Below are 25,855 nucleotides of genomic sequence, written 5' to 3'. Positions count from 1 at the left end.
CAGTCAAACGCCTTTATGTAACCCATCTTTATGCTTTGAAGAAAGAAACTTAGCATGTATAACGCTCACGATCGCGACGGTCAGGAGTGTGCTCGTCAGCAACGCCCCTAAAAAATAGCTGTGGGTGATATCAGTAGCACCCGAGCCTAAAGTATGCAATTTACTATATCCTCTCTCTACTGCAACAAAAAGTGTATATAGCCCGATGTTGATACAGAACTGAAGTAGACAAGAAGCGACGATATTTTTTGGAATTCTTTTTAATAACATAAGTGATGCGTAGATAATACTTGCTGAAAGAGCAAAATAGAGTCCGTTAAATAAACTTGATAGTAAGGCGATATTAACTTCATTGAAGACTAAATTATCGCTTCCATAGTACCATGCCAGGTATTCAACATACGTGCTTCTGCCAAAGATAAAGGCAGCAATAATAAGGATGAATAGACTCACGATATGGCTTTTCTTACTCATAATTTTGCTCCCTTAGAAAGCAGTTCCTTCATTGTTTTACCAGCTTCCAGCTGATCTTTGATTATGGCAAGGTCACGAGTATTGTGGTTATACTTTGCAATAGCGGTTGGCGTACCTTTACCACCATTGTCCATAAAGAAGACAATATCCTTACGACCATAAAGAAGTACCTGTGGGATGGGATCACGCCCATAACTCACTGCTTGCGGAAGGGAGTGAATAGACTCTGTCGTGAGGAAGCGAGGAATGCTTTCATGCTCAATATTGCCTAAAGGTGTAGTGGCAACAAGGGAGCCGATAAAATCGGTCGTATACACTAACGCATCGGTATCTTTAGTCGTGACTTTTGAACCCGTAAGATATTTTATCTGTTGCCAAAGGGTAATATCTTTTGGGATTACTTTTATACCATCCATAAACATATCTTGCTTACGTTTTAGCTGAATGACTGTACGATGCACCTGTGTCAAAGAGGGGCTTATTTCCCCAATAGAAGGCATAAGTCCATCGCGGGAATACAGTCGTTCAATGATAAAATAAATTCCAGTTGGGCGGGCAACATCAATGTTAATGGATGACATATGAATCCTGTTATGAATGGGGATTAATGATCATCATGACAGTATGTTATTAATTTCCATGCTATTCAACCACTCCCACCATAAATGATAGGGTGTCCTTTTTTTAAGAATATACAAGATAAAAGAAATGGGATTTATCTTAAAAACTCATGTGGTGCTTTTAACTAATCCATAAAAAAGCCCCGACTCGCGGGGCCTTCATTATCAGCGTAAGAATTACTTCTTAGCCGCGCGCTCGAAAGAGGCGATGATTTCTGCTTTCGCCGCTTCTGCGTTGTCCCAGCCGTCAACTTTAACCCACTTGCCTTTTTCGAGGTCTTTGTAGTGCTCGAAGAAGTGAGTGATCTGCGCTTTCAGCAGTTCTGGCAGGTCGTTCACATCTTTAATGTGATCGTACTCTTTGCTCAGCTTGGTGTGCGGTACTGCAACCAGCTTCGCATCTTCACCGGATTCGTCGGTCATTTTCAGCACGCCAACTGGACGGCAGCGAATGACTGCGCCTGGCTGCAGCGGGTATGGCGTTGGGACCAGTACGTCAACCGGGTCACCGTCCAGAGACAGGGTGTGGTTGATGTAACCGTAGTTGCATGGATAGAACATCGCGGTAGACATGAAACGGTCTACGAACAGGGCGCCGCTCTCTTTGTCCACTTCGTATTTGATCGGATCTGCGTTTGCCGGGATTTCGATAACTACGTAGATGTCTTCTGGCAGTTCTTTACCCGCTGGGACGTTGAGTAAGCTCATGTCGGTGTCCTTTAAAATGGATGGTAAACAAGTGGCAGGTATTATAGCCAACTCACGCTGAATGTCTCCGCCTGTTTTCGCATTCTCTCCCCGCCAGCACCACTTTTCAGACCGATTCCATGACAGAAAAATCCATAAACTCAGCCGCATTTTTAATGGTGAAATGAAAGCGATTACAAACTTGTGATTAACGTTTTATTCACTTTTCCGAAGTGTGATGTAACGCAATTCGTTACATATTTCATTGGCTATAGTCATTTCGCAGAACATCTTTTAACCAACAATAAACACCCCTACGAGGACGCTCATATGTGGAAGCGCTTACTTCTTGTCACAGCAGTTTCGGCAGCCATGTCGTCTATGGCGATGGCCGCCCCTTTAACCGTAGGTTTTTCGCAAGTTGGCTCTGAATCCGGCTGGCGTGCGGCAGAAACCAACGTTGCGAAAAGCGAGGCTCAGAAACGCGGCATCACGCTGAAAATCGCCGATGGTCAGCAAAAGCAGGAAAACCAGATCAAAGCCGTGCGCTCATTTATTGCTCAGGGCGTGGATGCCATCTTTATCGCGCCAGTGGTGGCGACCGGCTGGGAACCGGTTCTGAAAGAAGCCAAAGATGCTGAGATTCCGGTCTTCCTGCTCGATCGTTCCATCGACGTTAAAGACAAATCTCTCTATATGACCACCGTGACGGCCAACAACGTGCTTGAAGGGCAATTAATTGGCGACTGGCTGGTAAAACAGGTCGACGGCAAGCCGTGTAACGTCGTTGAACTGCAGGGCACCGTGGGGGCGAGCGTGGCTATCGACCGTAAGAAGGGTTTTGCTGAGGCCATCGCGAAAGCGCCAAACATCAAGATTATCCGCTCTCAGTCCGGCGACTTTACCCGCAGTAAAGGTAAAGAGGTCATGGAGAGCTTCATTAAAGCGGAAAACAACGGCAAGAACATCTGCATGGTTTACGCCCATAACGATGACATGGTGATCGGTGCGATTCAGGCGATTAAAGAAGCGGGCCTGAAGCCGGGCAAAGATATCCTCACCGGCTCTATCGACGGTGTGCCGGATATCTACAAAGCGATGATCGACGGCGAAGCCAATGCCAGCGTAGAACTGACGCCAAATATGGCGGGTCCGGCATTTGATGCGCTGGAGAAATTCAAGAAAGACGGCACGATGCCTGAGAAGGTGACCGTCACCAAGTCCACGCTCTACCTGCCGGATACGGCGAAAGAAGAGTTAGAGAAGAAGAAAAACATGGGCTACTAAGCCAGTGAATTGCCGGGTGGCGCTGCGCTTGCCCGGCCTACGATACGCTCTTTTGTAGGCCGGATAAGCGTAGCGCCACCCGGCTTGATGTAGGGGGAACCATGACCACTGAACAGCACCAGGAAATCCTCCGCACAGAGGGCTTAAGCAAATTTTTCCCGGGTGTAAAAGCGCTGGATAACGTTGATTTCAGCCTGCGGCGCGGTGAAATTATGGCGCTGCTGGGCGAGAACGGCGCGGGAAAATCGACGCTGATTAAATCTCTGACCGGCGTTTATCACGCCGATCGCGGCACCATCTGGCTGGAAGGCAACGCCATTTCGCCAAAAAATACCGCCCATGCTCAACAGCTTGGGATTGGGACGGTCTACCAGGAAGTGAACCTGCTGCCAAATATGTCGGTGGCGGATAACCTGTTTATTGGTCGTGAACCAAGACGTTTTGGCCTGCTGCGGCGCAAAGAGATAGAAGCGCGGGCGACGAAACTGATGGAATCCTACGGCTTCTCCCTCGACGTTCGCGAGCCGCTGAACCGGTTTTCCGTCGCGATGCAGCAGATCGTCGCCATTTGCCGCGCGATCGATCTCTCCGCGAAGGTGCTGATCCTCGACGAACCTACCGCCAGCCTCGATACCCAGGAAGTCGAGATGCTCTTTACCCTGATGCGCCAGCTGCGCGATCAGGGCGTCAGCCTGATCTTCGTCACACACTTCCTCGATCAGGTGTATGAAGTGAGCGATCGCATTACCGTACTGCGTAACGGCAGCTTTGTCGGCTGCCGTGAAACCCGCGAGCTGCCGCAGATTGAGCTGGTCAAAATGATGCTGGGCCGTGAGCTGGAGACCAATGCGCTCCAGCGCGCAGGGCGCACGCTGCTGAGCGAAAAACCGGTGGCCGCGTTCAGCGATTACGGCAAAAAAGGGATCATCTCACCGTTTAACCTCGAAGTGCGCCCCGGCGAAATTGTCGGGCTGGCGGGGCTGCTAGGGTCAGGCCGGACCGAAACCGCCGAGGTGATCTTCGGCATCAAGCCTGCGGACAGCGGTACCGCGTTGATCAAAGGTAAACCGCAAACCCTGCGATCGCCGCATCAGGCCTCCTGTCTGGGAGTGGGGTTCTGCCCGGAAGACAGGAAAACGGACGGCATTATTGCCGCCGCCTCGGTGCGGGAAAATATCATTCTGGCGCTACAGGCGCAGCGCGGATGGTTGCGTCCAATTCCGCGTAAAGAGCAAAACGCCATTGCCGAGCGCTTTATTCGCCAGCTGGGTATTCGTACGCCGAGCGCGGAACAGCCGATCGAATTTCTCTCCGGCGGTAACCAGCAGAAAGTGCTGCTGTCACGCTGGCTGCTGACCAAACCGCAGTTCCTGATCCTGGATGAACCCACGCGCGGCATTGACGTTGGCGCGCACGCCGAAATTATCCGGCTTATCGAAACGCTGTGTGCCGACGGGCTGGCGCTGCTGGTCATTTCGTCCGAGCTGGAAGAGCTGGTGGGGTATGCCGATCGCGTGATCATCATGCGCGATCGCAAACAGGTGGCTGAGATCCCGCTGGATAAGCTGTCCGTTCCGGCGATCATGAATGCCATCGCGGCATAAGGAGTGAATTGTGATGTCCCGTTCGCTTTCGCAAACCGGTGAGTCAAAGCGCCGCTTTAACTGGCCAACCGGCACGCCGCAAATCGCAGCGCTGCTGGTGGTGTTACTGGTGGATAGCCTTGTCGCACCGCATTTCTTCCAGATTATTGTTCAGGATGGTCGCCTGTTTGGCAGCCCGATCGATATTTTGAACCGTGCCGCGCCCGTCGCGCTGCTGGCGATTGGTATGACGCTGGTGATAGCCACCGGCGGGATTGACCTCTCCGTCGGCGCGGTGATGGCTATTGCCGGGGCCACCGCAGCCTCCATGACCGTGGCGGGCCATAGCCTGCCGGTGGTACTGCTGGCGGCATTGGGAACCGGCGTGCTGGCCGGACTGTGGAACGGCATTCTGGTGGCGGTACTAAAAATTCAGCCTTTCGTCGCCACCCTTATTTTGATGGTGGCCGGGCGCGGGGTGGCGCAGCTGATCACCTCCGGACAGATAGTCACCTTTAACTCCCCGAGTCTGGCGTGGATCGGCAGCGGCAATTTCCTGTTCTTTCCAACACCGGTGATCGTGGCTCTGGTTACATTAGTGGTGTTCTGGCTTTTCACCCGCAAAACAGCGCTCGGCATGTTTATTGAAGCGGTGGGGATCAACATTCGTGCGGCACGAAATGCCGGGGTCAATACGCGGCTGATGGTGATGCTGACCTACGTGCTGAGCGGCGTTTGCGCCGCCATTGCCGGGGTGATTGTCGCGGCCGATATCCGCGGGGCCGATGCCAACAATGCCGGGCTCTGGCTGGAGCTGGATGCCATCCTCGCGGTGGTGATTGGCGGCGGATCGTTGATGGGCGGGCGCTTTAACCTGCTGCTCTCGGTCATTGGCGCGCTGATCATTCAGGGCATGAACACCGGGATCCTGCTCTCCGGTTTTCAGCCGGAACTCAACCAGGTGGTAAAAGCGGTGGTCGTACTCTGCGTGCTGATCGTCCAGTCACCGCGCTTTGTCAGCATCATTAAGGGGATCCGTGGCCATGATAAAACGTAATTTACCGTTAATGATCACGCTGGGCGTGTTTGTGCTGGGGTATCTCTACTGTCTGACCCAGTTCCCCGGTTTTGCCTCAACGCGCGTGATTTGCAACATCCTGACCGATAACGCCTTTTTAGGCATCATCGCCGTCGGGATGACCTTTGTGATCCTCTCCGGTGGGATCGATCTCTCCGTTGGCTCGGTGATCGCGTTTACCGGCGTGTTCCTCGCCAAGGCGATCGGTTTCTGGGGGATCTCCCCTCTGGTGGCGTTTCCGCTGGTGCTGGCGATGGGCTGTGCGTTTGGCGCCTTTATGGGGCTACTGATCGACGCGCTAAAAATTCCCGCTTTTATTATTACCCTCGCCGGGATGTTCTTCCTGCGCGGCGTAAGTTACCTGGTATCGGAAGAGTCCATCCCGATTAACCACCCGGTGTACGACACGCTCTCCAGCCTGGCGTGGAAAATCCCCGGCGGTGGTCGTCTGAGCGCGATGGGGTTATTGATGCTGGGCGTGGTAGTGGTAGGTATCTTCCTTGCCCACCGTACCCGGTTCGGTAATCAGGTTTACGCCATTGGCGGGAACGCCACGTCGGCAAACCTGATGGGGATCTCGACCCGCAGCACGACCATCCGCATCTATATGCTCTCAACCGGCCTGGCAACGCTGGCGGGTATTGTCTTCTCGGTGTATACCCAGGCGGGCTATGCCCTTGCAGGCGTAGGCGTGGAGCTGGACGCGATTGCCTCTGTGGTCATTGGCGGCACGCTGCTCAGCGGCGGAGTGGGGACGGTGCTGGGAACGCTGTTCGGCGTAGCGATCCAGGGGCTGATCCAGACCTATATCAACTTTGACGGCACGCTCAGTTCCTGGTGGACCAAGATCGCCATCGGCATTCTGCTGTTTATATTTATTGCCCTGCAGCGCGGTCTGACGGTGCTCTGGGAGAACCGTCAAAGCTCGCCTGTTACTCGCGTAAACACCTCGGTAACAGAGCGATAACACGCTGAATTTGCTTAAAGTCTAAACATTTTCCGGTAGCGGCCGATAACCTTTTTTTCTGTCCAGAAATATCTCGCTACCGGAAATAATATCATGCTTAAAACGCTATCGATTCGTACCGGCTTGCTCTCTTTACTGGCCGTTATGACCCTTCTGCTGCTGATTGTCAGCGGCATTGGCATTTATGCCCTCACACAGAGTTCTTCTTCACTGCAGCGCATTAATCACCTTCAGGGTGAGCAGATGGTGCAGCTAAATACCGGCTATACGCTGATTCTGCGCGCGCGCAATGAGGCGGGCCAGGCCGTCCGGATGATGGAAATCGGCATGCTCGATGATGCGGCCAAATCGGTTAAAAACATCAATCAGGAAATCGCCGTGGCTCAGAAAACGCTGAAAGGCGTGATCGACGGCGGCGTGGCTGACGAGCAGGGGCAAAAGTTGCTGGATAACGTGGCAACCAGTCTGGCGACGTATAACCAGCAGGGCATCAACCCGATGCTAAAAACCCTGAATGACCAGAGCGCGGACAGTTATTACGACCTGCTGGAGAATACGCTGATCCCCGTGGCGAAGCAGTTTGATAACGATATGCAGGCGTTTCAGACATGGAGCGAAGCGCGAGGGAAGGCGGAAGTCACTGCCGTGCAGGCGAGCAAAACCCGCGTGCTGATCCTGATTATTGTCGCCGCGCTGCTGACGGCTGGCATCATCGTGCTTGCCTGGCTGGTGCTGCGCCATATGCTGCTTAAGCCGCTCTCTGCTTCCATTGCTCAGCTGGAGAATGTGGCGGCGGGCGATTTAACCCACACGCTGAATGCCCCGGCGAGCCAGGAATTTAACCGCCTCAACGCGGCGATAGAGGTGATGCGTCAGTCGCTGATGCACTCGGTGATGCGGGTACGCGATGCCAGCTCGCAAATCGACACCGGCAGCCGTGAGCTGACGGCGGGCAACCGGGATCTTGCCGAGCGTACAGAATCCACCGCCACCTCGCTGGAGCAGACCGCTGCCAGTATGGAACAGATTACCGCCACGGTGAAACTCAACGCCGATAATGCCGAGCAGGCGCACCAGCTGGCGAAATCGGTTTCTGATACCGCCGATCACGGCAGCGAAATGGTCTGCTACGTGATTGAAAAAATGCGTGATATCTCCGGCAGTTCAGCGCGTATTGCTGACATCCTGAGCGTGATCGATGGCATTGCCTTCCAGACCAATATTCTGGCCCTTAACGCCTCCGTGGAAGCGGCGCGCGCGGGCGAGCAGGGGCGCGGGTTCGCCGTCGTGGCGGGTGAAGTGCGCAACCTTGCCAGCCGCAGCGCCGACGCGGCGAAAGAGATCCGATCCCTTATCAGCGATTCGCAGACCCACGTTAACGAGGGCAGCGAGCTGGCCCAGCAGGCGGGTGAAACGATGGATGAGATTGCCACCGAAGTGCTGCGCATGACCAAATTGATGCGCGAGATTGCGACCGCGTCTCAGGAGCAGAGCCGCGGTATTGAGCAGGTGAATATTGCGGTGAATCAGATGGACGAAACGGCGCAGCAGAATGCGGCGCTGGTGCAGCAATCCTCCGCCGCGACCCGCTCTCTGGAAGAGCAGTCGCGTCAGCTGATGGAGGCCATGTCATCATTTAAATTAACGGCTCAGACTGCGGCATAATATTTCCCAATCCCGGTACGTTCTGTGCCGGGGATTTATTTCGCCCTGAATTAATGGCCGCAATATTATCGTGAATATCGCCCATTAATATTTCCAGTGAGTGGGTTAACGCTAACGCTTTTTCAGTTGGCTCAAGGTATAAACCTTTGCGGAAAAATAATGGCTCATCAAACAGTTGATTAAAACGCTTCAGGGCCAGGCTCACCGCAGGACGTGACATCTCCAGGCGCACAGAGGCCTTTGCCATGCTGCCGCAGCGGACGACTTCAATAAATACAGGTATAAGGTTTAAATCAATGCCGGTATTCGCCCGGGAATAATTTTTCATTGCGATGCTGCTCCAAGAAATATTTGTCAAACTGTTATGGAAATAATGCAGGAGCAATGGTGAATATTAAAGCGTGTTTTTTATAAACACTTATACGGTAAAAGATATAAATGTGTTGGGGAGCCAGACGGGCTCCCCGGGAGTGAGAGATTACGCGTCCGGATACTCGCGGATAAAGCGCTCAACGTCTTCAACCATGTGGTTGTTGCCGACGAAGAAGGAACGACGCTGGTGGAGGCTTTCCGGCACGATGTCCAGAATACGCTCTTTACCGTCGCTCGCCTTGCCGCCCGCCTGTTCGGCCAGGAACGCCATTGGGTTGCACTCGTACAGCAGGCGCAGCTTTCCGTCAGGGTGGCTGGCGGTACTTGGGTAGAGGTAGATACCGCCTTTCAGCAGGTTACGGTGGAAATCCGCGACCAGCGAGCCAATATAGCGGGAGGTGTACGGGCGCTGAGTCGCTTTATCTTCTTCCTGACAGAATTTGATGTACTTCTTCACGCCGTTCGGGAATCGGATGTAGTTGCCTTCGTTGATGGAGTAGGTGTTGCCCTTCTCCGGGAAGCGCATACGCTCCTGGCTCAGACAGAAGACGCCCAGCGATGGATCGTAGGTAAAGGCGTGAACGCCACACCCGGTGGTGTACACCAGCATGGTGGAGGAGCCATAGACGACGTAACCGGCAGCCACCTGATTACTGCCCGGCTGCAGGAAATCTTCCTCGGTCACCGGCGTGCCAACAGGCGTGACGCGGCGGTAGATGGAGAAAATGGTACCGACAGAAACGTTAACGTCGATGTTGGAGGAACCGTCGAGCGGATCCATCAGTACAACGTATTTCGCGTGTTCACAGCCTTCGAAAACAACAATTTCATCTTCTTCTTCGGAGGCGATACCCGCAACGATGTCGCGCGCGCGCAGTGCAGCTTTCAGTTTTTCATTTGCGAACAGATCGAGTTTCTGTTGAACCTCGCCCTGAACGTTCTCGGCACCGCTGGCACCCAGGATATCGACCAGACCGGCCTTGTTGATATCACGATGGATGATCTTAGCGCCCAGCTTTATTGCCGACAGCAAAGCAGTGAGTTCACCCGTAGCATGAGAGAACTCGTGCTGCTTTTCGACAATAAATTCACCTAACGTTTTCATAACACTTTCCCTGCATCTTTGTGAGTAGAGCGATTGTATGTTCACTAAAACGACTAAAGCCCAACAATCTTAACAAATATTCAAATAGTAGCGCAGAGGTGAATCGCGCCAGCAACATACGGATTTACCTGAAATGCGTTTCACAGCCGCTAACATGTGAGTAAAATGTGCGCCACATTGAAGAAGGATAGTGACGTATGCGCATTCATATATTGGGGATTTGTGGCACTTTCATGGGCGGGCTGGCAATGCTGGCGCGCTCGCTGGGCCATGAAGTGACAGGTTCGGACGCCAATGTGTATCCGCCGATGAGCACGCTTCTGGAGAAGCAGGGTATCTCTCTGATTCAGGGCTACGATGCCAGCCAGCTGGATCCCGAGCCGGATCTGGTCATTATTGGCAATGCCATGACCCGCGGCAATCCGTGCGTTGAAGCGGTGCTGGAGCGCAATATTCCGTTCATGTCCGGCCCGCAGTGGCTGCATGATTTCGTCCTGCGTGACCGCTGGGTGGTTGCCGTTGCGGGTACCCACGGCAAAACCACCACCGCCGGCATGGCGACCTGGATCCTCGAAGCCTGTGGCTACAAGCCGGGCTTTGTGATCGGCGGCGTGCCGGGTAACTTCGACGTTTCTGCGCGTCTGGGCGATAGCCCATTCTTTGTCATTGAAGCGGACGAATACGACTGCGCGTTCTTCGACAAACGCTCCAAGTTTGTCCATTACTGCCCGCGCACGCTGATCCTCAACAACCTTGAGTTCGATCACGCGGATATTTTTGACGACCTGAAAGCGATTCAGAAGCAGTTCCACCACCTGGTGCGCATCGTGCCGGGGCAGGGCCGTATCATCCTTCCGGAGAATGACATCAACCTGAAGCAGACTCTGGCGATGGGCTGCTGGAGCGAGCAAGAGCTGGTGGGCGAGCAGGGTCACTGGCAGGCGAAGAAACTCAACGCGGATGCCTCCGAGTGGGAAGTGTTGCTCGACGGCGAAAAAGTGGGTGAGGTGAAGTGGGGCCTGGTGGGCGAACACAACATGCACAACGGCCTGATGGCGATTGCAGCAGCGCGTCATGTCGGCGTTCTGCCTGCGGATGCCGCCAATGCGCTGGGCACGTTTATCAATGCCCGCCGCCGTCTGGAACTGCGCGGTGAAGCGAATGGCGTGACGGTGTATGACGATTTTGCACACCACCCAACGGCTATTCTGGCGACGCTTGCCGCGTTGCGTGGCAAGGTCGGCGGCACCGCGCGCATTCTTGCCGTGCTGGAACCGCGCTCGAACACCATGAAAATGGGCATCTGCAAAGACGATCTGGCCCCGTCGTTAGGCCGTGCCGATGAAGTCTTCCTGCTGCAGCCGCAGCATATTCCGTGGCAGGTGGCGGAAGTGGCCGATGCCTGCATTCAGCCTGCCCACTGGAGTGCGGATGTGGATGCGCTCGCGGATATGGTGGTGAAAGCTGCACAGCCTGGCGACCATATTCTGGTGATGAGCAACGGCGGGTTTGGTGGGATCCATCAGAAGCTGCTGGACGGTCTGGCGAAAAAGGCCGAGGCCGCAGAGTAAAAAAAAGCCCGGTGGCGCTAGCGCTTACCGGGCCTGGATTTTGCACGACCTTGTAGGCCGGATAAGGCGTTTACGCCGCCATCCGGCGCAAAACCGCACAGATTACCCTTCGTTCTCAGACAGCTCGCGCAGATACTGGAAAATCAGACGCGCAGACTTCGGCGGTTTATTCCCTTCTTTCTCTTTCTTCGCGTTGCGGATCAAAGAGCGCAGCTGCTGACGGTCGGCATTCGGCCACAGGTTCAGCACTTCCGGTACCGCATCATCGCCCTGTTCAATCAGACGATCGCGGATCTGCTCCAGCTTATGGAACAGCGCAACCTGCTGGTTGTGGCGGTTTTTCAGTTTATCCAGCGCCTGGCGGATCGGATCAACGTCGCGCTGACGCAGCATTTTCCCGATAAGCTGAAGCTGGCGACGACGGCCTTCTTTTTTGATTTTCTGTGCCAGTTCAATGGCATCACGCAGATCCTGGTCGAGCGGGATTTTGTCCAGCGCGTTTTTACCCAGTTCTACCATTTCTGCGCCAAGCTGTTTTAACTCTTCGGCGTCGCGTTTAATTTCACTTTTACTGACCCAGATGATCTCATCATCTTCGTCTTCGATGTCATCACCGGGAACGTCGTCGAGCCAGTCTTCGGGCTGCTTAGTCATGTCAGGCTCCTTAAAAAAAGAGGCTAATGTTACCAGTTAAGACGCGCACTGAAAAACGGTTCTCTGTTAGACTTCATTTAACTCTCTCTTACAGTATGGCATTTGCGATGAAAGTAACCTCACAAGTTGAAGCGCAGCGTAAGATTCTGGAAGAAGCCGTCTCCACCGCGCTGATGCTTGCTTCAGAAAAATCAGATGGCGCCGAAGTGGCGGTCAGCAAAACCACCGGTATCAGCGTGAGCACCCGCTATGGCGAAGTGGAGAACGTAGAATTCAATAGCGATGGCGCGCTTGGGATCACGGTGTATCACCAGAATCGCAAAGGCAGCGCGTCGTCTACCGATCTCAGCCCGGATGCCATTGCCCGCACGGTGCAGGCGGCGCTGGATATCGCCCGATACACCTCGCCGGATCCTTACGCCGGCGTGGCCGATAAAGAGCTGCTGGCCTTTGACGCGCCGGATCTTGATCTCTTCCACCCGGCAGAAGTCACCCCGGATGAAGCCATCGAGCTGGCCGCGCGTGCCGAGCAGGCTTCCCTGCAGGCCGACAAGCGCATCACCAATACCGAAGGCGGCAGCTTCAACAGCCACTACGGCATCAAAGTTTTCGGCAACAGCCACGGCATGCTGCAGGGCTACTGCTCCACCCGTCACTCGCTCTCCAGCTGCGTCATCGCCGAAGAGAACGGTGACATGGAGCGTGACTACGCCTACACCATCGGCCGCGCGCTGGGGGATTTGCAATCGCCGGAGTGGGTGGGCAAAGAGTGTGCCGAACGCACGCTGTCTCGCCTGTCGCCGCGTAAACTCTCTACCATGAAAGCCCCGGTGATTTTTGCCAATGAAGTGGCAACCGGTCTGTTTGGTCATCTGGTGGGCGCTATCGCCGGTGGCTCCGTTTACCGTAAATCCACCTTCCTGCTCGACTCGCTGGGCAAGCAGATCCTGCCGGAATGGCTGACCATTGAAGAACACCCGCATCTGCTGAAAGGGCTGGCCTCTACGCCGTTCGACAGCGAAGGGGTGCGCACGGAACGCCGCGATATCGTTAAGGACGGCATTCTGACCCAGTGGCTGCTGACCAACTACTCCGCGCGCAAGCTGGGGCTGAAAAGTACTGGCCACGCGGGCGGTATACATAACTGGCGTATTGCCGGGCAGGGCCTGAACTTTGAGCAGATGCTGAAAGAGATGGGCACCGGTCTGGTGGTAACCGAACTGATGGGCCAGGGCGTCAGCGGCATCACCGGAGACTATTCTCGCGGGGCGGCGGGCTTCTGGGTCGAAAACGGTGAAATTCAGTATCCGGTGAGCGAAATCACCATCGCCGGCAACCTGAAGGACATGTGGCGCAACATCGTTACGGTCGGTAACGATATTGAAACACGTAGCAATATACAGTGTGGTTCTGTACTGCTGCCCGAGATGAAAATTGCGGGTCAATAAAGATAGCGTTTTGTTAATAATAAAAAAGGAAGTGAGCAATGCGTAAACATCTGTTAGCGATCGTCGCGGCTTCAACGCTGGTTCTTGGCTCTTCTGCGTTTGCTGCCGATCTTGAAGAAGACATGGGCATCCTCGGGCAAAACCTGAAGGTGGTGCAAAAGACGGACAATGCGGCGGAAATGAAAGACGCCCTGACCAAAATGCGTGAAGCGGCGCTGGACGCCCAAAAAGCGACACCGCCGAAGCTGGAAAGCAAAGCGGCTGACAGCGCAGAGATGAAAGACTATCGCCACGGCTTTGACGTGCTGGTCGGCCAGATTGACGGCGCGCTGAAGCTGGCCAACGAAGGCAAAGTCAAAGAAGCCCAGGCGGCGGCCGAGCAGTTCGTGACGACCCGCAACACGTATCACAAGAAATACCGTTAACCGATCGCGCATCGGACCAACACCCAACGGGAGCCAGTGGCTCCCGTTTTTTTTGCGTGGTGATAAGTAAACCCTATCGCCATCACATTTTTGCATTACCACGCCTGAACGTTTTCGTTGCCTCTGCCCGCCTTTGACCGCTGGAATCAGTGATATTCATCACGTAAATGCATTGATTTGACCGCATTCACCGTATTTATGTGGCACAGATCACTGCCGCGGCTTGCCTTTCCACTTCGAAGTGGAAAACAACTCGCTACAAACCCTTCCTCCCCACCGTTAGTTTTATTCCAGAGCCATTAACGGGGTAAGACGAGTGATTAACGGAGCGGTAATGAACGACGTTGGGGAACAGGCGGTGCAAACAGAACAGCTCGCGAACACCATGCTACAGCAGGTCTATGCCCTGCTGGCCCGGCACAACATCATCCCCAACGCAGTACAGGAGCAGATGCTCACCTCCCACGTTCGCGCCATGGCGCACCGGTCCGTGACCGGCGAGCCGCTGCCGGAGGTTGAAGCAGAGCTGTTTGACGAAATTTCACCGGATTCAATGCGGCTTGCCCGTGAAGTGGTGGCGCAGTTTGGCAACCTTCCTGATGAAGAGGCCTGGCTGCTTTCCGTTCACTTTGAAGTCGCGAAAGACAACCTTTAAGGAGCAACACATGGAACAGATTACAGTCGTGATTGGCGATCGCCTGGGTAAAGGTCAGAAAGTGGCGGCCGGGGTGGAAAAAGCAGGTGGACGCGCGGTGGTTGTGCCGGGCATGGCAGCGGATATGAAGCTCGGCGACGTAATGAAAGCGGAAAACGCCACCTTCGGCATCTCCTTCTGCGGCAGCGGCGGCGCGGGCGCGATTACCGCGCAAACCAAGTATGGCTACAAAGCCAAATACGGCATGCGTTCGGTGGATGAAGGCGTTACCGCCATCAACGAAGGCTGCAACGTGCTGGGATTTGGCTTTATGGACAAAGAAGAGCTGGGCGAGCGTCTGGTGCAGGCGTGGCAGAAGAAACACGGCGCATAAGCATGAAAGAACAGTTCACAACCACGGTGAGAGTGAAGGGGAAGGGCGACGCCAAAGCGCGCGCCTTTGCCGACGCGCTCAACCACGTTCAGGCCGCGGTGATGAAAGCCTCACCGCATATCTTACTGCGTATTGAGCCACAGGATGTGCAGGTCGTTCAGGCGCAAGAAGCGGTGCGTAAAGAAGCGTTTCTGTTCTTCTTTTTGCGCCGGGAAAGACGCACCTACAGCGTGGAGCTGGATGTGACCGTCAACGTGACCGCCATCAATCTCGATCGGGTGGACTTCGTCACGCAACGCTGATTATTCATAAAAGGGCAGACTGATGTTCTTAATTATATTAATAAAATCGCTCATTATCGGCGGCCTGGTAGGCGTCGGTGTTGGGGCCGGGGCTGCACGCATGTTTCATGCGCCTACCACTCAGGGTATGGGCGCGTTTCGTACGTTGGGGGAACTGAACTCCTGCGAAGGGGATCCCGCTTCTCACTTCTCCTTTGGGTTAGGTTTCTTCTTTAACGCCTGGGCCTCTTCCGTGGCCGCGGGTGCTTTCACACAGGACGTTGACCACCGCATCATCCCGAACTGGGGCGCGGCGGCACTGATGATCAAAAACCGTAACGTCGGCGAAACGCTGCACGATCCGCGCAAAATGGCGATTGCCTGTGGCGTGATCGGCATGATCGTCGTGACTTTCCTTAACCTGACGGCCTCCTCCGTACCGGCTGCGCTTCAGGTCACCGCCGTGAAGGTGCTGGTGCCCGCTGCGAACCTGCTGGTCAACACCGTGATGCCGGTGATCTTCTGGCTGGCGGCCATCGACGCCGGTAAAAAATCGGGCTTCTGGGCCACCATCTTTGGCGGCGCGGCACAGCTGATCATGGGTAACGCCGTACCGGGCCTGGTGCTGGGGATCCTGATCGGTAAAGGCGTTGAAGAGAGCGGCTGGAACCACGTCACTAAAGTGATGATGGCGGCGATCGTTCTGCTCTTCGTGCTGAGCGGCTTCTTCCGCGGCTTCGACATGAAGATGATCGAATCCTTCCATCTGACCGTGCCGAACTGGCTCGACATGATCCACAACTCGCTCAGCGGTAAATAACAGGAGCCTCGACATGGAACAGAATAAAGGTTTTTGGTATGCCGACTGGTCGTTCCCGATCTTCGTTGGCCTGCTCTCCTCCGGCGTGTTCGCCGGGACGCACATGTACTACCTCTACGGCATCGGCGCGTTTAACGAAGTGGCCTTCGTGGCGATGCTGAAAGCCGGGATTGATACCGGGGTCTACGGTGCGGTGGCGGCATTCGGCGCAAGCTTCCTGTTCGCCCGCATCATTGAAGGCTCACTGGTGGGTATTCTCGACATCGGCGGTGCGATTCAGACCGGCGTCGGGCTCGGCGTGCCGGCGCTGCTGTTGGGGGCGGGGATCATGTTCCCGGTGACCAACTTTATTGCCTCGCTGATTACCGGCCTGGTGATTGGCCTGGCGATTGGCTACGTCATCATCCTGGCGCGTAAGTTCACCATCAACCAGAGCAACTCCACCTACGGGGCTGACGTGATGATGGGCGCGGGTAACGCCTCAGGCCGCTTCCTCGGGCCGTTGATTATCCTCAGCGCCATGACCGCCTCTATTCCTATCGGTGTCGGTTCCCTGGTGGGCGCGCTGCTGTTCTACATCTGGCAGAAGCCGATCACCGGTGGCGCCATCCTCGGTGCAATGATTTTGGGCTGGCTGTTCCCGGTCGCCCTTTAATACCCGCGGGCGCTCAGGCGCCCGCCTTATCAGGAGAACCCCATGTTTGATTTACTCCTGCGCCGCGCGCGCCTCGCCGACGATACCCTGACCGATATCGCCATTCAGGATGGGAAAATCGCCGCGCTGGGCGACATTGACGCTCCCGCCCGTAAAACGGTTGAGCTGAACGGTGATGTGTTCGTCAGCGCAGGCTGGATTGACTCTCACGTCCACTGCTACCCGAACTCGCCGATTTATCACGACGAGCCGGACAGCGTAGGCATTGCCACGGGCGTCACCACCGTGGTGGATGCAGGCAGTACCGGGGCAGATGACGTGGATGATTTCTATGAAATTACCCGCAAGGCCGCCACCGAGGTGTTTGCCCTGCTGAACATCTCCCGCGTCGGGCTGATTGCCCAGAACGAACTGGCCAATATGGCGAATATTGATGCCGATGCCGTGAAGCAGGCAGTAAAACGCCACCCTGATTTTATCGTCGGCCTGAAGGCGCGCATGAGCAGCAGCGTGGTCGGTGAAAACGGCATTACGCCGCTGGAGCGCGCGAAAGCCATCCAGAGCGAGAACAGCGATCTGCCGCTGATGGTGCACATCGGCAACAACCCGCCGAACCTCGACGAAATCGCCGAACTGCTCAGTTCCGGCGACATCATCACCCACTGCTACAACGGCAAACCCAACCGTATTTTGACGCCCTCCGGCGAGTTGCGTGCCTCCATCACCTCCGCCCTGAAGCGCGGCGTGCGTCTGGACGTGGGGCACGGTACGGCGAGTTTCAGCTTTGAGGTGGCGAAACGCGCCATCGCGATGGGCATTTTGCCGCACACCATCAGCTCGGATATCTACTGCCGTAACCGGATTAACGGCCCGGTCGGGTCGCTTGCAAGCGTGATGTCGAAGTTTCTCGCCATCGGCATGTCTTTGCCGCAGGTCATTGACTGCGTCACCGCCAACGCCGCGGATGGCCTGCGCCTGACGCGTAAAGGCCGCATCCAGCCCGGCCTTGACGCCGACCTGACGCTGTTCACGATTAAACGCCAGCCAACGGTGCTGACGGATGCCGAAAACGACAGCCTGCAGGCTGAACATATTCTGGTGCCGCTTGCCGCGATCCGCGCGGGCAAGGGCTACATGACCGAACAAGGGAGCACGGAACATGCCTTCGATTTATGAGAAGTACCACTTAAAGCAAGTTATCAACACCTCGGGCCGCATGACGGCGCTGGGCGTTTCCACGCCGCGCCCGGAAGTGGTGCAGGCGGCAATGGACGGCATGAATCACTATTTTGAGATGAAGGACCTGGTCAACAAAACCGGGGAATACATCGCGAAGCTTCTTGATGTGGAGGGCGCGACGGTGGTCTCCTGCGCGTCGGCGGGCATTGCCCAGTCCGTAGCGGCAGTGCTGGTCAAAGACAGCGACTGGCTGCTGGAAAACCTGCACGTCACCCCGATTGCGAACAACGAGATTGTCCTGCCGAAAGGCCACAACGTTAACTTTGGCGCGCCGGTGGGCACCATGGTCGCGCTGGGCGGCGGAAAACTGGTCGAAGCGGGCTATGCCAATGAATGTTCCGCCGATCAGCTGGCGGCGGCGATCACCCCGCGCACGGCGGCGATCCTCTATATCAAATCTCACCACTGCGTGCAGAAAAGCATGCTCAGCGTCGAGCAGGCGGCAGTAGTCGCACGTAAACACGATCTGCCGCTGATCGTCGATGCCGCAGCGGAAGAAGATCTGCATGTTTACTACCGTTCCGGCGCGGATCTGGTGATCTACAGCGGTGCGAAGGCGATCGAAGGGCCAACCAGCGGGCTGGTGATCGGCAAAACCCAGTACATTGAGTGGGTGAAACGCCAGACGGCAGGTATTGGCCGCGCGATGAAGGTGGGTAAAGAGGGCATTCTCGGCCTGACCTGCGCCATCGAACACTACCTCACGGCAACCAAAGAGAGCGGTGCCGAGATGGTGGCGAAGATGACGCCGTTTATCGACGCGCTTAACACCCTGAACGGCGTCACCGCGCGCGTAGTCTGGGACAGCGCCGGGCGCGATATTGCCCGCACCGAGATTAAATTTGACGAAGCGACCACCGGCGTGGGCACCGGTGACCTGGTGAATAAGCTCAAGCAGGGTGAATACGCCATCTATTTCCGTGGCTACAAGGCCAACGAAGGGATAATCGAAGCGGACGTGCGCAGCGTAAATGCTGACCAGCTGAACATCGTGTACCGCCGCATTAGCGAAGTGTTAGGACAGGAGAAAAAGGCATGAAACTGACCCCCAATTTTTATCGTGACCGCGTCTGCCTGAACGTGCTGGCAGGTTCGAAAGCTAATGCCAGCGCCATTTACGAGGCGGCGGAAGGCCATGTGCTGGTGGGCGTGCTCTCCAAAAATTACCCGGACGTGGCAAGCGCAGTGGCGGATATGCGCGAGTACGCGGCGCTGATTGATAACGCGCTTTCCGTGGGACTGGGCGCGGGCGACCCGAACCAGTCGGCGATGGTCAGTGAAATCTCCCGTCAGGTACAGCCGCAGCACGTCAACCAGGTCTTTACCGGCGTGGCGACCAGCCGCGCGCTGCTGGGGCAGAACGACTCTGTGGTGAACGGTCTGGTCTCACCGACCGGCACCGTCGGTATGGTGAAAATTTCCACCGGTCCGCTGAGCAGCACGGCACCGGACGGTATCGTCCCGGTGGAAACCGCGATTGCCCTGCTGAAAGATTTTGGCGGCAGCTCGATCAAATACTTCCCGATGGGCGGCCTTAAGTGCCGTGACGAATACCAGGCGGTAGCGGAAGCCTGCGCCCGTTACGACTTCTGGCTGGAACCGACCGGCGGGATCGATCTGGAAAACTTTGAGGCGATCCTGCAGATCGCCCTCGACGCGGGCGTGAGCAAGATCATCCCGCATATCTATAGCTCGATTATCGACAAGGCCAGCGGTGATACACGTCCAGAAGATGTGCGTACGCTGCTTGAGATGACGAAGAAACTGGTTAAGTCATAACACCCAAAGGAGCCACCATGCACACCCGTAACCTGCTTGTCGCTTCACTCTCTTTGCTTGCTACCGCCGCCGTCGCGCAAACCCAGTATGCCTGGGTCGGCACCTACAACCCCAACGGCGAAGGGCTGTACCGTTTTACCGTTGACGCGCAAACCGGCGCGCTCGGCAACAAAACGCTGGTGAGCAAACTGCCTAACGCCGCGCAGTTGGCCGTCTCACACGACGGCAAAACGCTCTATCTGGCAAGCGAAGTGGAGCAGGGCGTGGTGCAGGCGCTGCGGGTGGAAGATAACGGCGAGCTGAGCGAGTTGAATCAGGTGGCCTCCGGCGGCGCGGGGCCGGTTTATCTTTCGCTGACGCCGAATGGCCAGCACCTGCTGGTGGCCAACTACGTCAGCGGATCGATTGCCGTTTTGCCGGTCAAAGCAGACGGCAGCCTGGGAGATGCCACGGATAAACATCAGGATCAAGGCGAACCGGGTGCAGCAAAACCAGAAGCCGCTGTAGAGGGCAGTTTTGCTATCAGCGATCACAACGGTCCTCATGCGCACATGATCGCCGCCGATCCGAGCGGGAAGTACGTGTTTTCGACCGATCTGGGGTTAGATCGCATCTATCAGTACCGTTTTGACGATCGAAGCGGAAAGCTGACCCCCAACGATCCGCCGTTTATCAGCGCCTCCTCGAAAGGGGCCGGACCTCGCCATTTCGTCTTTACGCCGAAAGGGGATGCCCTGTGGCTGATTAACGAAGAGGCCTCAACGCTCACCCATTATACCGTGAATGCCAACGGCACCTTGAAAGCGGGTAAAACACTCTCTGCCCTGCCAAAAGGGTACAAAGGCACCAGTTTTGCTGCCGGGCTGGCGTTAAGCGCCGACGGTAAACAGCTGTATGTGGCTAACCGTTTGCATAACAGCATCGGGCACTTTACCGTAACAGCAGAAGGCACGCTGAGGCATCAGGATGACGTGTGGACGCGTGGCGACTACCCGCGCACCCTGACGCTCGATAAACAAGGACGCTGGCTGTACGTTATGAACCAGCGCAGCGATAACATTACCCGTTTTCGCGTGGCGCAGGATGGGAAGTTGAGCTTCGAGCCAGACTATACGCCGGTCGGCAGCCCATCCCAGATGGTCATTTCACCCTAAGCCGTAAGAGGACAACGACGTGCGATTTCCGAACCAACGTTTAGCGCAACTTTTCGATCTGTTGCAAAACGAGACGCTGCCGCAGGACGAGCTGGCGCAGCGGCTGTCGGTCTCCACGCGAACCGTCCGTGCTGACATCACCGCCCTGAACGCGCTGCTGGCGAGTCACGGGGCGCAGTTTATTCTGAGCCGTGGAAATGGCTATCAGCTTAAAATTGACGACGCCGCGCGTTATCAGCAGCTCCAGGCCTCCCATCCGCGCGCGCTGCGTATTCCCCGTACGGGCGCGGAGCGCGTGCATTATCTGGTGGTGCGTTTTCTGACGTCGGCGTTTTCGCTTAAGCTGGAGGACCTGGCGGACGAGTGGTTTGTCAGCCGCGCCACGCTGCAAAGCGACATGGCGGAAGTGCGCGAGTGTTTTCATCGCTATAACCTGACGCTGGAAACCCGTCCACGCCATGGCATGAAGCTGTTTGGCAGCGAAATGTCGGTTCGCGCCTGCCTGACCGATCTGCTCTGGGAGCTGGCGCAGCAGGACAGCCTGAACCCGCTGGTGACGGACGTCGCGCTCAATGCGGGCGTGGCGGAAAAGATGGTGCCAGTGCTGCACGACGCGCTGACGCGTCACCACATTCGCCTGACGGACGAAGGGGAGTTGTTCCTGCGCCTGTACTGCGCGGTATCAGTGCGACGCATCAGCGAAGGCTATCCGCTGTCGGAATTCCATGCGGAGGATGTGGAGGAGAACGTGCGGGAAGCGGCGAAAGATATTGCTGTGGCCATTCAGGAACTGGCGGGCAAAGCGCTTGCACCCTCGGAGGAGAACTGGCTCTGCGTGCACATCGCTGCGCGGCAGATCCAGGAGATCGCCCCAAGCGCCATTAACGCCGATGACGAAGAGGCGCTGGTGAACTACATCCTGCGCTACATCAACACCCACTACAACTACAACCTGCTCAGCGACGCGCAGCTGCACGCGGATCTGCTCACGCACATCAAGACGATGATCACCCGCGTGCGGTATCAAATCATGATCCCCAATCCGCTGCTGGATAACATCAAGCAGCACTACCCGATGGCCTGGGACATGACCCTGGCGGCGGTATCGAACTGGGGCAAATACACGCCGTATGCGATCAGCGAAAACGAAATTGGTTTCCTGGTGCTGCACATTGGCGTCGGACTGGAGCGTCACTACAACATTGGCTACCAGCGCCAGCCGCGCGTGCTGCTGGTCTGTGACGCCGGTAATGCGATGGTGCGTATGATTGAGGCGGTACTCCAGCGTAAATACCCGCAGATTGAGGTCACGCGCACGCTCACGCTGCGCGAGTACGAGCAGGTGGAATCGCTCAGCGAGGACTTTGTTATCGCCACCGCGCGCGTCAGTGAAAAAGCAAAACCGGTAGTGATGATCGCACCGTTTCCGACTGATTATCAGCTGGAGCAGATTGGCAAGCTGGTGCTGGTAGACCGCACCCGCCCGTGGATGCTGGATAAATACTTCGACGCCGCCCATTTCCGCATCATCGACGCGCCGATTGACCAGCAAACGCTGTTCCGCGAGCTGTGCGAACAGCTTGAAGGTGAGGGGTTTGTGGGGACGGCGTTTCTGGAGTCGGTGGTTGAACGTGAAGCCATCGTCAGCACCATGCTCGGTGACGGCATTGCGCTTCCGCACTCCCTCGGTCTGCTTGCCCAGAAAACCGTGGTCTACACCGTACTCGCCCCGCAGGGGATTGCGTGGGGTGACGAAACCGCGCACGTGATTTTCCTGCTCGCCATCAGCAAAAGCGAGTATGAAGAGGCGATGGCGATCTACGATATCTTCGTCACCTTCCTGCGCGAGCGCGCCATGGCGCGGCTCTGTAGCTGCGGCGATTTTGCCGAGTTTAAAACGGTGGCGATGGAGAGTTTGAGTCGGTTTTGAGAAAAAGGCGGATAAATAATATCCGCTTTTCATTAACGCAAATGATGCACAACCTGGTTACTGCTGCCGCGCCAGATCAGCGCGGGGTCTTTTAAATCCTGAACGAACTTGCCGTCGACCAGCACGTTAATCAACTCCACCACTTCCATCTGAGCCGCATTCAGTTCATCCAGCCTGTAACCCGTCCAGACCCAGATATCCTTTCCTGCGCACTCGCGGCGAATGCGTTTTATCAGTTTCAGGATCTCCGGCACGTTTTGCGGGTGAAGAGGATCGCCGCCGGAGAGCGAAATTCCCTGTCGTTTGATGCGCGTATCGTTGAGATCGTTAATGATCAGGTCTGCCATTTCCGCGGTAAACGGCATACCGGAATTTAAGCGCCAGGTGCTTTTGTTATAGCAACCCGGGCACTCGTGGACGCAGCCTGACACGAAAAGGGTGCAGCGGGTGCCGGGTCCGTTGACGATATCAACGGGGTAGTATTGATGGTAATTCATAGCGTTAACCTGATGCCCTCACCCCGGCCCTCTCCCACAGGGAGAGGGAGAAAACCGGAGCCGGGCTCAACAATATGCTCGATCGGTTCCCTCTCCCTTGAGGGAGAGGGGTAGGGTGAGGGGGAGAACCCAGCGCAGAACTTACCCGATCTGCCCATTCCCCAGATGCTTCACGCGGCGTTTCACCTCTTCCTGCTTACCGGCGTTAAACGGACGCGCATCCGGGCTACCGAGATAGCCGCACACGCGGCGGGTTACCGACACGCGTGCCGCGTCGTGGTTACCGCATTTCGGGCAGGTAAAGCCTTTGCTGGTACACTCGAACTCACCGGTAAAGCCGCACTCGTAGCATTCGTCGATGGGCGTGTTGGTGCCGTAATACGGCACATGCTGATAGCTGTAATCCCACACGTCTTCCAGCGCCTTCAGGTTGTGCTGAATGTTCGGGTACTCGCCGTAGCAGATGAAGCCGCCGTTGGCGATCGGCGGATATGCCGCTTCAAAGTCGATCTTGTCGTACGGGTTTACCTTCTTCTCCACGTCGAGGTGGAAGCTGTTGGTGTAGTAACCTTTATCGGTCACGCCTTCCACGATGCCGAACTCGGCGGTGTCCAGACGGCAGAAGCGGTCGCACAGGTTCTCGCTTGGGGTACTGTACAGGCTGAAACCGTAGCCGGTTTCCTCTTTCCACTGGTCCACGGCATCGCGCAGGCGCTGAACAATCGCCACGCCTTTTTCACGCAGCGCGTCGCTGTCATACATATGCGTGCCGCCAGACAGGGCATTGATGGTTTCATGGATGCCGATATAGCCCAGCGAAATCGACGCGCGGCCGTTTTTGAAGATCTCAGACACGTCATCGTCCGCTTTCAGGCGCACGCCGCAGGCCCCTTCCATATAGAGGATAGGCGCCACGCGGGCTTTGACCCCTTCAAGGCGAGCGATACGGGTCATCAGCGCCTTGCGCGCCAGCTGCAGGCGTTCATCCAGCAGTGTCCAGAATTCAGCTTCATTGCCTTTGGCCTCCAGCGCGATGCGCGGCAGGTTCAGGCTGATGACGCCGAGGTTGTTACGCCCGTCGTGGATCTGCTCGCCGTTTTCATCTTCGTATACGCCGAGGAAGCTGCGGCAACCCATTGGCGTTTTAAATGAACCGGTTACTTTTACGACCTGATCGTAGTTCAGAATATCCGGGTACATGCGCTTGCTCGCGCACTCCAGCGCCAGCTGTTTGATGTCGTAATTCGGATCGCCAACTTTGTGGTTCAGCCCGTCGCGGATGGCGAATACCAGTTTCGGGAACACCGCCGTTTTGCGGTTCTTACCGAGGCCGGAGATACGGTTGCGCAGGATGGACTGCTGGATCAGACGCGATTCCCAGCTGGTGCCCAGGCCAAAACCGAAGGTCACAAACGGCGTCTGGCCGTTGGCGGTATGCAGGGTATTCACCTCATACTCCAGCGACTGGAACGCGTCATAGCACTCTTTCTCAGTGCGCGAGTGCGCATAGCCGTCGGCGTCCGGGATCTGCCACTCTTCGGCCGTTTTGCGGTGCTTGTTGAAGCTTGCGGTCACAAACGGGGCCAGCACTTCGTCAATGCGGTTAATGGTGGTGCCGCCGTAAATGTGGCTGGCGACCTGGGCGATAATCTGTGCCGTGACCGCAGTGGCGGTGGAGATGGATTTTGGCGGTTCAATCTCGGCGTTACCCATTTTAAACCCGTGGGTCAGCATGCCTTTCAGGTCGATCAGCATACAGTTGAACATCGGGAAGAACGGTGAATAGTCGAGATCGTGATAGTGGATCTCACCGCGCTCGTGCGCTGAGACCACATCACGCGGCAGCAGGTGCTGACGGGCATAGTGTTTGGCGACGATACCGGCCAGCAGATCGCGCTGGGTGGGGATCACTTTACTGTCTTTGTTGGCGTTTTCATTGAGCAGGGCAGAGTTGGTCTGCTCTACCAGGCCACGGATCTCCTGGTTCAGGCGACCGCGCTTTTCACGCTGCACGTCACGATCGTGGCGGTACTCAATGTAGGCGCGGGCCAGCTGCTTGTAGGGGCCCGCCATCAGCTGATTTTCAACCGCGGTCTGGATCTCGTTGATATCCACCTGGCTGCGTTCATTCATCTGGCTGCTAACGACTTCTGCGACGGTGGCGCAGTAATCTGCGTCATCGACTCCCGCTGCTTTAGCTGCACGCAGAATGGCTTCCTGGATGCGCTCTGATTTAAACGGCACTTTACAGCCATCACGTTTCATCACATGCGGTGTCATGATCACTCCATTTTTAAAAACAGTTTATCCACAGAGGTGGAGAAGTATTCACCGGGCGCATTCCCCGCCAGGCCAAAGACTTCCCGCGTTCCCGGCTCGTGTTATCCACAATTCCGGCCAGCGTAAGCGCCGTCTTGTTGTTGGAATAGTAGACGATTAATACAACATGTTGGGTCGGCGAGCATTTTAAGTGCTACATATAGTGATTTGCATCAAACTTGTTTGCGATTTATTTGATGCAGAACAAAGTAAAAAG

26 protein-coding genes are annotated in these 25,855 nt (G+C 55.9%); 18 read left to right on the top strand and 8 right to left on the bottom strand.

Translation table 11 applies throughout. The annotated features are described in order from the left end of the window. Positions 1–3 precede the first annotated feature (3 nt). From ACOTY9_RS16450 to ppa, 3 genes are all read right to left on the bottom strand, one after another. Complete coding sequence (locus tag ACOTY9_RS16450; RefSeq protein WP_348565831.1) at positions 4–474, bottom strand: hypothetical protein; 471 nt, start codon at positions 472–474, stop codon at positions 4–6. Next, positions 471–1,055 (bottom strand): hypothetical protein, encoded by a 585-nt coding sequence (locus tag ACOTY9_RS16445; protein ID WP_014882270.1) that lies wholly within the window; start codon positions 1,053–1,055, stop codon positions 471–473. The genes ACOTY9_RS16450 and ACOTY9_RS16445 overlap by 4 nt, the downstream gene beginning before the upstream one ends. Positions 1,056–1,271: 216 nt before the next feature. Then, positions 1,272–1,802 (bottom strand): inorganic diphosphatase, encoded by a 531-nt coding sequence (gene ppa, locus ACOTY9_RS16440; RefSeq protein ID WP_008501423.1) that lies wholly within the window; start codon positions 1,800–1,802, stop codon positions 1,272–1,274. A 309-nt stretch (positions 1,803–2,111) separates the two neighbouring features. Here ppa and ytfQ point away from each other — a divergent pair, with 309 nt between their 5' ends. The 5 genes from ytfQ (at position 2,112) to ACOTY9_RS16415 (ending at position 8,361) form a co-directional block, all read left to right on the top strand. Beyond that, on the top strand, positions 2,112–3,068 hold the full coding sequence (ytfQ, locus tag ACOTY9_RS16435; protein ID WP_014882271.1) for a galactofuranose ABC transporter substrate-binding protein YtfQ: 957 nt from the start codon (positions 2,112–2,114) through the stop codon (positions 3,066–3,068). A gap of 101 nt (positions 3,069–3,169) precedes the next feature. After that, the gene (ytfR, locus tag ACOTY9_RS16430; protein ID WP_032637642.1) at positions 3,170–4,672 is read left to right on the top strand and encodes a galactofuranose ABC transporter, ATP-binding protein YtfR; all 1,503 of its coding nucleotides are present in this window, start codon (positions 3,170–3,172) and stop codon (positions 4,670–4,672) included. A gap of 10 nt (positions 4,673–4,682) precedes the next feature. Further along, positions 4,683–5,708, top strand: coding sequence for a galactofuranose ABC transporter, ATP-binding protein YtfT (gene ytfT / locus ACOTY9_RS16425; protein WP_014882273.1), 1,026 nt, complete (start codon positions 4,683–4,685; stop codon positions 5,706–5,708). Continuing rightward, the gene (gene yjfF / locus ACOTY9_RS16420; protein ID WP_023331880.1) at positions 5,695–6,696 is read left to right on the top strand and encodes a galactofuranose ABC transporter, permease protein YjfF; all 1,002 of its coding nucleotides are present in this window, start codon (positions 5,695–5,697) and stop codon (positions 6,694–6,696) included. Before ytfT ends, yjfF begins: the two co-directional genes overlap by 14 nt. A 93-nt stretch (positions 6,697–6,789) precedes the next feature. Further along, on the top strand, positions 6,790–8,361 hold the full coding sequence (locus tag ACOTY9_RS16415; RefSeq protein WP_014882275.1) for a methyl-accepting chemotaxis protein: 1,572 nt from the start codon (positions 6,790–6,792) through the stop codon (positions 8,359–8,361). Here ACOTY9_RS16415 and ACOTY9_RS16410 read toward each other — a convergent pair. Together ACOTY9_RS16410 and fbp are read right to left on the bottom strand one after the other, a co-directional pair. Continuing rightward, positions 8,333–8,689, bottom strand: a complete 357-nt coding sequence (locus tag ACOTY9_RS16410; protein WP_014882276.1) for a helix-turn-helix domain-containing protein — start codon at positions 8,687–8,689, stop codon at positions 8,333–8,335. The genes ACOTY9_RS16415 and ACOTY9_RS16410 overlap by 29 nt on opposite strands. Before the next feature lie 150 nt (positions 8,690–8,839). Continuing rightward, positions 8,840–9,838, bottom strand: coding sequence for a class 1 fructose-bisphosphatase (gene fbp / locus ACOTY9_RS16405; RefSeq protein ID WP_014882277.1), 999 nt, complete (start codon positions 9,836–9,838; stop codon positions 8,840–8,842). A 197-nt stretch (positions 9,839–10,035) separates the two neighbouring features. Between fbp and mpl the strand changes: the two genes are divergently transcribed. Continuing rightward, positions 10,036–11,409 (top strand): UDP-N-acetylmuramate:L-alanyl-gamma-D-glutamyl-meso-diaminopimelate ligase, encoded by a 1,374-nt coding sequence (gene mpl / locus ACOTY9_RS16400; RefSeq protein ID WP_014882278.1) that lies wholly within the window; start codon positions 10,036–10,038, stop codon positions 11,407–11,409. A gap of 102 nt (positions 11,410–11,511) precedes the next feature. Here the strand turns inward: mpl and yjgA are convergent, their stop codons facing one another. Continuing rightward, on the bottom strand, positions 11,512–12,063 hold the full coding sequence (gene yjgA / locus ACOTY9_RS16395) for a ribosome biogenesis factor YjgA (RefSeq protein ID WP_014882279.1): 552 nt from the start codon (positions 12,061–12,063) through the stop codon (positions 11,512–11,514). Between the two features lie 95 nt (positions 12,064–12,158). On the opposite strand from yjgA, the gene pmbA reads away from it, so the two are divergent. The 12 genes from pmbA to ACOTY9_RS16335 all read left to right on the top strand — a co-directional run bounded on the left by pmbA (position 12,159) and on the right by ACOTY9_RS16335 (position 22,822). After that, the gene (gene pmbA / locus ACOTY9_RS16390; protein ID WP_023336694.1) at positions 12,159–13,511 is read left to right on the top strand and encodes a metalloprotease PmbA; all 1,353 of its coding nucleotides are present in this window, start codon (positions 12,159–12,161) and stop codon (positions 13,509–13,511) included. A gap of 38 nt (positions 13,512–13,549) precedes the next feature. Continuing rightward, positions 13,550–13,936, top strand: a complete 387-nt coding sequence (gene cybC / locus ACOTY9_RS16385) for a cytochrome b562 (RefSeq protein ID WP_014882281.1) — start codon at positions 13,550–13,552, stop codon at positions 13,934–13,936. Positions 13,937–14,252: 316 nt separating this feature from the next. Beyond that, positions 14,253–14,591 carry a glycine dehydrogenase gene (locus ACOTY9_RS16380; protein WP_086527803.1) on the top strand — a complete coding sequence of 113 codons (339 nt, stop codon included), beginning with the start codon at positions 14,253–14,255 and terminating at the stop codon, positions 14,589–14,591. A 10-nt stretch (positions 14,592–14,601) separates the two neighbouring features. Next, positions 14,602–14,964: an SFCGS family glycine-rich protein gene (locus ACOTY9_RS16375; RefSeq protein ID WP_006179053.1), complete on the top strand. Its 363-nt coding sequence runs from the start codon at positions 14,602–14,604 to the stop codon at positions 14,962–14,964. Between the two features lie 2 nt (positions 14,965–14,966). Beyond that, complete coding sequence (locus tag ACOTY9_RS16370) at positions 14,967–15,266, top strand: DUF4312 family protein (protein WP_008501409.1); 300 nt, start codon at positions 14,967–14,969, stop codon at positions 15,264–15,266. Between the two features lie 22 nt (positions 15,267–15,288). Further along, entirely contained in the window at positions 15,289–16,065 is a 777-nt protein-coding gene (locus tag ACOTY9_RS16365; RefSeq protein ID WP_008501408.1) for a DUF4311 domain-containing protein, read from the top strand. A 13-nt stretch (positions 16,066–16,078) separates the two neighbouring features. Continuing rightward, positions 16,079–16,720, top strand: coding sequence for a DUF4310 family protein (locus ACOTY9_RS16360; protein WP_003856081.1), 642 nt, complete (start codon positions 16,079–16,081; stop codon positions 16,718–16,720). A 42-nt stretch (positions 16,721–16,762) separates the two neighbouring features. Next, positions 16,763–17,896, top strand: a complete 1,134-nt coding sequence (locus ACOTY9_RS16355) for an amidohydrolase/deacetylase family metallohydrolase (RefSeq protein ID WP_045268865.1) — start codon at positions 16,763–16,765, stop codon at positions 17,894–17,896. Then, positions 17,880–18,998, top strand: coding sequence for a DgaE family pyridoxal phosphate-dependent ammonia lyase (locus ACOTY9_RS16350; RefSeq protein ID WP_117581621.1), 1,119 nt, complete (start codon positions 17,880–17,882; stop codon positions 18,996–18,998). The genes ACOTY9_RS16355 and ACOTY9_RS16350 overlap by 17 nt, the downstream gene beginning before the upstream one ends. Beyond that, complete coding sequence (gene dagF, locus ACOTY9_RS16345; protein ID WP_023338953.1) at positions 18,995–19,738, top strand: 2-dehydro-3-deoxy-phosphogluconate aldolase; 744 nt, start codon at positions 18,995–18,997, stop codon at positions 19,736–19,738. The genes ACOTY9_RS16350 and dagF overlap by 4 nt, the downstream gene beginning before the upstream one ends. A 17-nt stretch (positions 19,739–19,755) precedes the next feature. Further along, a complete protein-coding gene (locus tag ACOTY9_RS16340; protein ID WP_023338954.1) occupies positions 19,756–20,892 on the top strand; it encodes a lactonase family protein in 1,137 nt (378 codons plus the stop codon). Positions 20,893–20,911: 19 nt separating this feature from the next. After that, on the top strand, positions 20,912–22,822 hold the full coding sequence (locus tag ACOTY9_RS16335) for a BglG family transcription antiterminator (protein ID WP_014882290.1): 1,911 nt from the start codon (positions 20,912–20,914) through the stop codon (positions 22,820–22,822). A gap of 32 nt (positions 22,823–22,854) precedes the next feature. Here ACOTY9_RS16335 and nrdG read toward each other — a convergent pair whose 3' ends face one another. Both nrdG and nrdD read right to left on the bottom strand, forming a co-directional pair. Further along, positions 22,855–23,319 carry an anaerobic ribonucleoside-triphosphate reductase-activating protein gene (gene nrdG, locus ACOTY9_RS16330; RefSeq protein ID WP_221703792.1) on the bottom strand — a complete coding sequence of 155 codons (465 nt, stop codon included), beginning with the start codon at positions 23,317–23,319 and terminating at the stop codon, positions 22,855–22,857. A gap of 141 nt (positions 23,320–23,460) precedes the next feature. Beyond that, on the bottom strand, positions 23,461–25,599 hold the full coding sequence (nrdD, locus tag ACOTY9_RS16325) for an anaerobic ribonucleoside-triphosphate reductase (protein ID WP_014882293.1): 2,139 nt from the start codon (positions 25,597–25,599) through the stop codon (positions 23,461–23,463). Positions 25,600–25,855: the final 256 nt, after the last annotated feature.

The organism is Enterobacter cloacae complex sp. SHL012 (genome assembly GCF_049237505.1).
Taxonomy (GTDB): domain Bacteria; phylum Pseudomonadota; class Gammaproteobacteria; order Enterobacterales; family Enterobacteriaceae; genus Enterobacter; species Enterobacter kobei.
The sequence above is the reverse complement of the archived record's forward strand: the minus strand, read 5'-3'. Positions and strand labels throughout refer to the sequence as shown.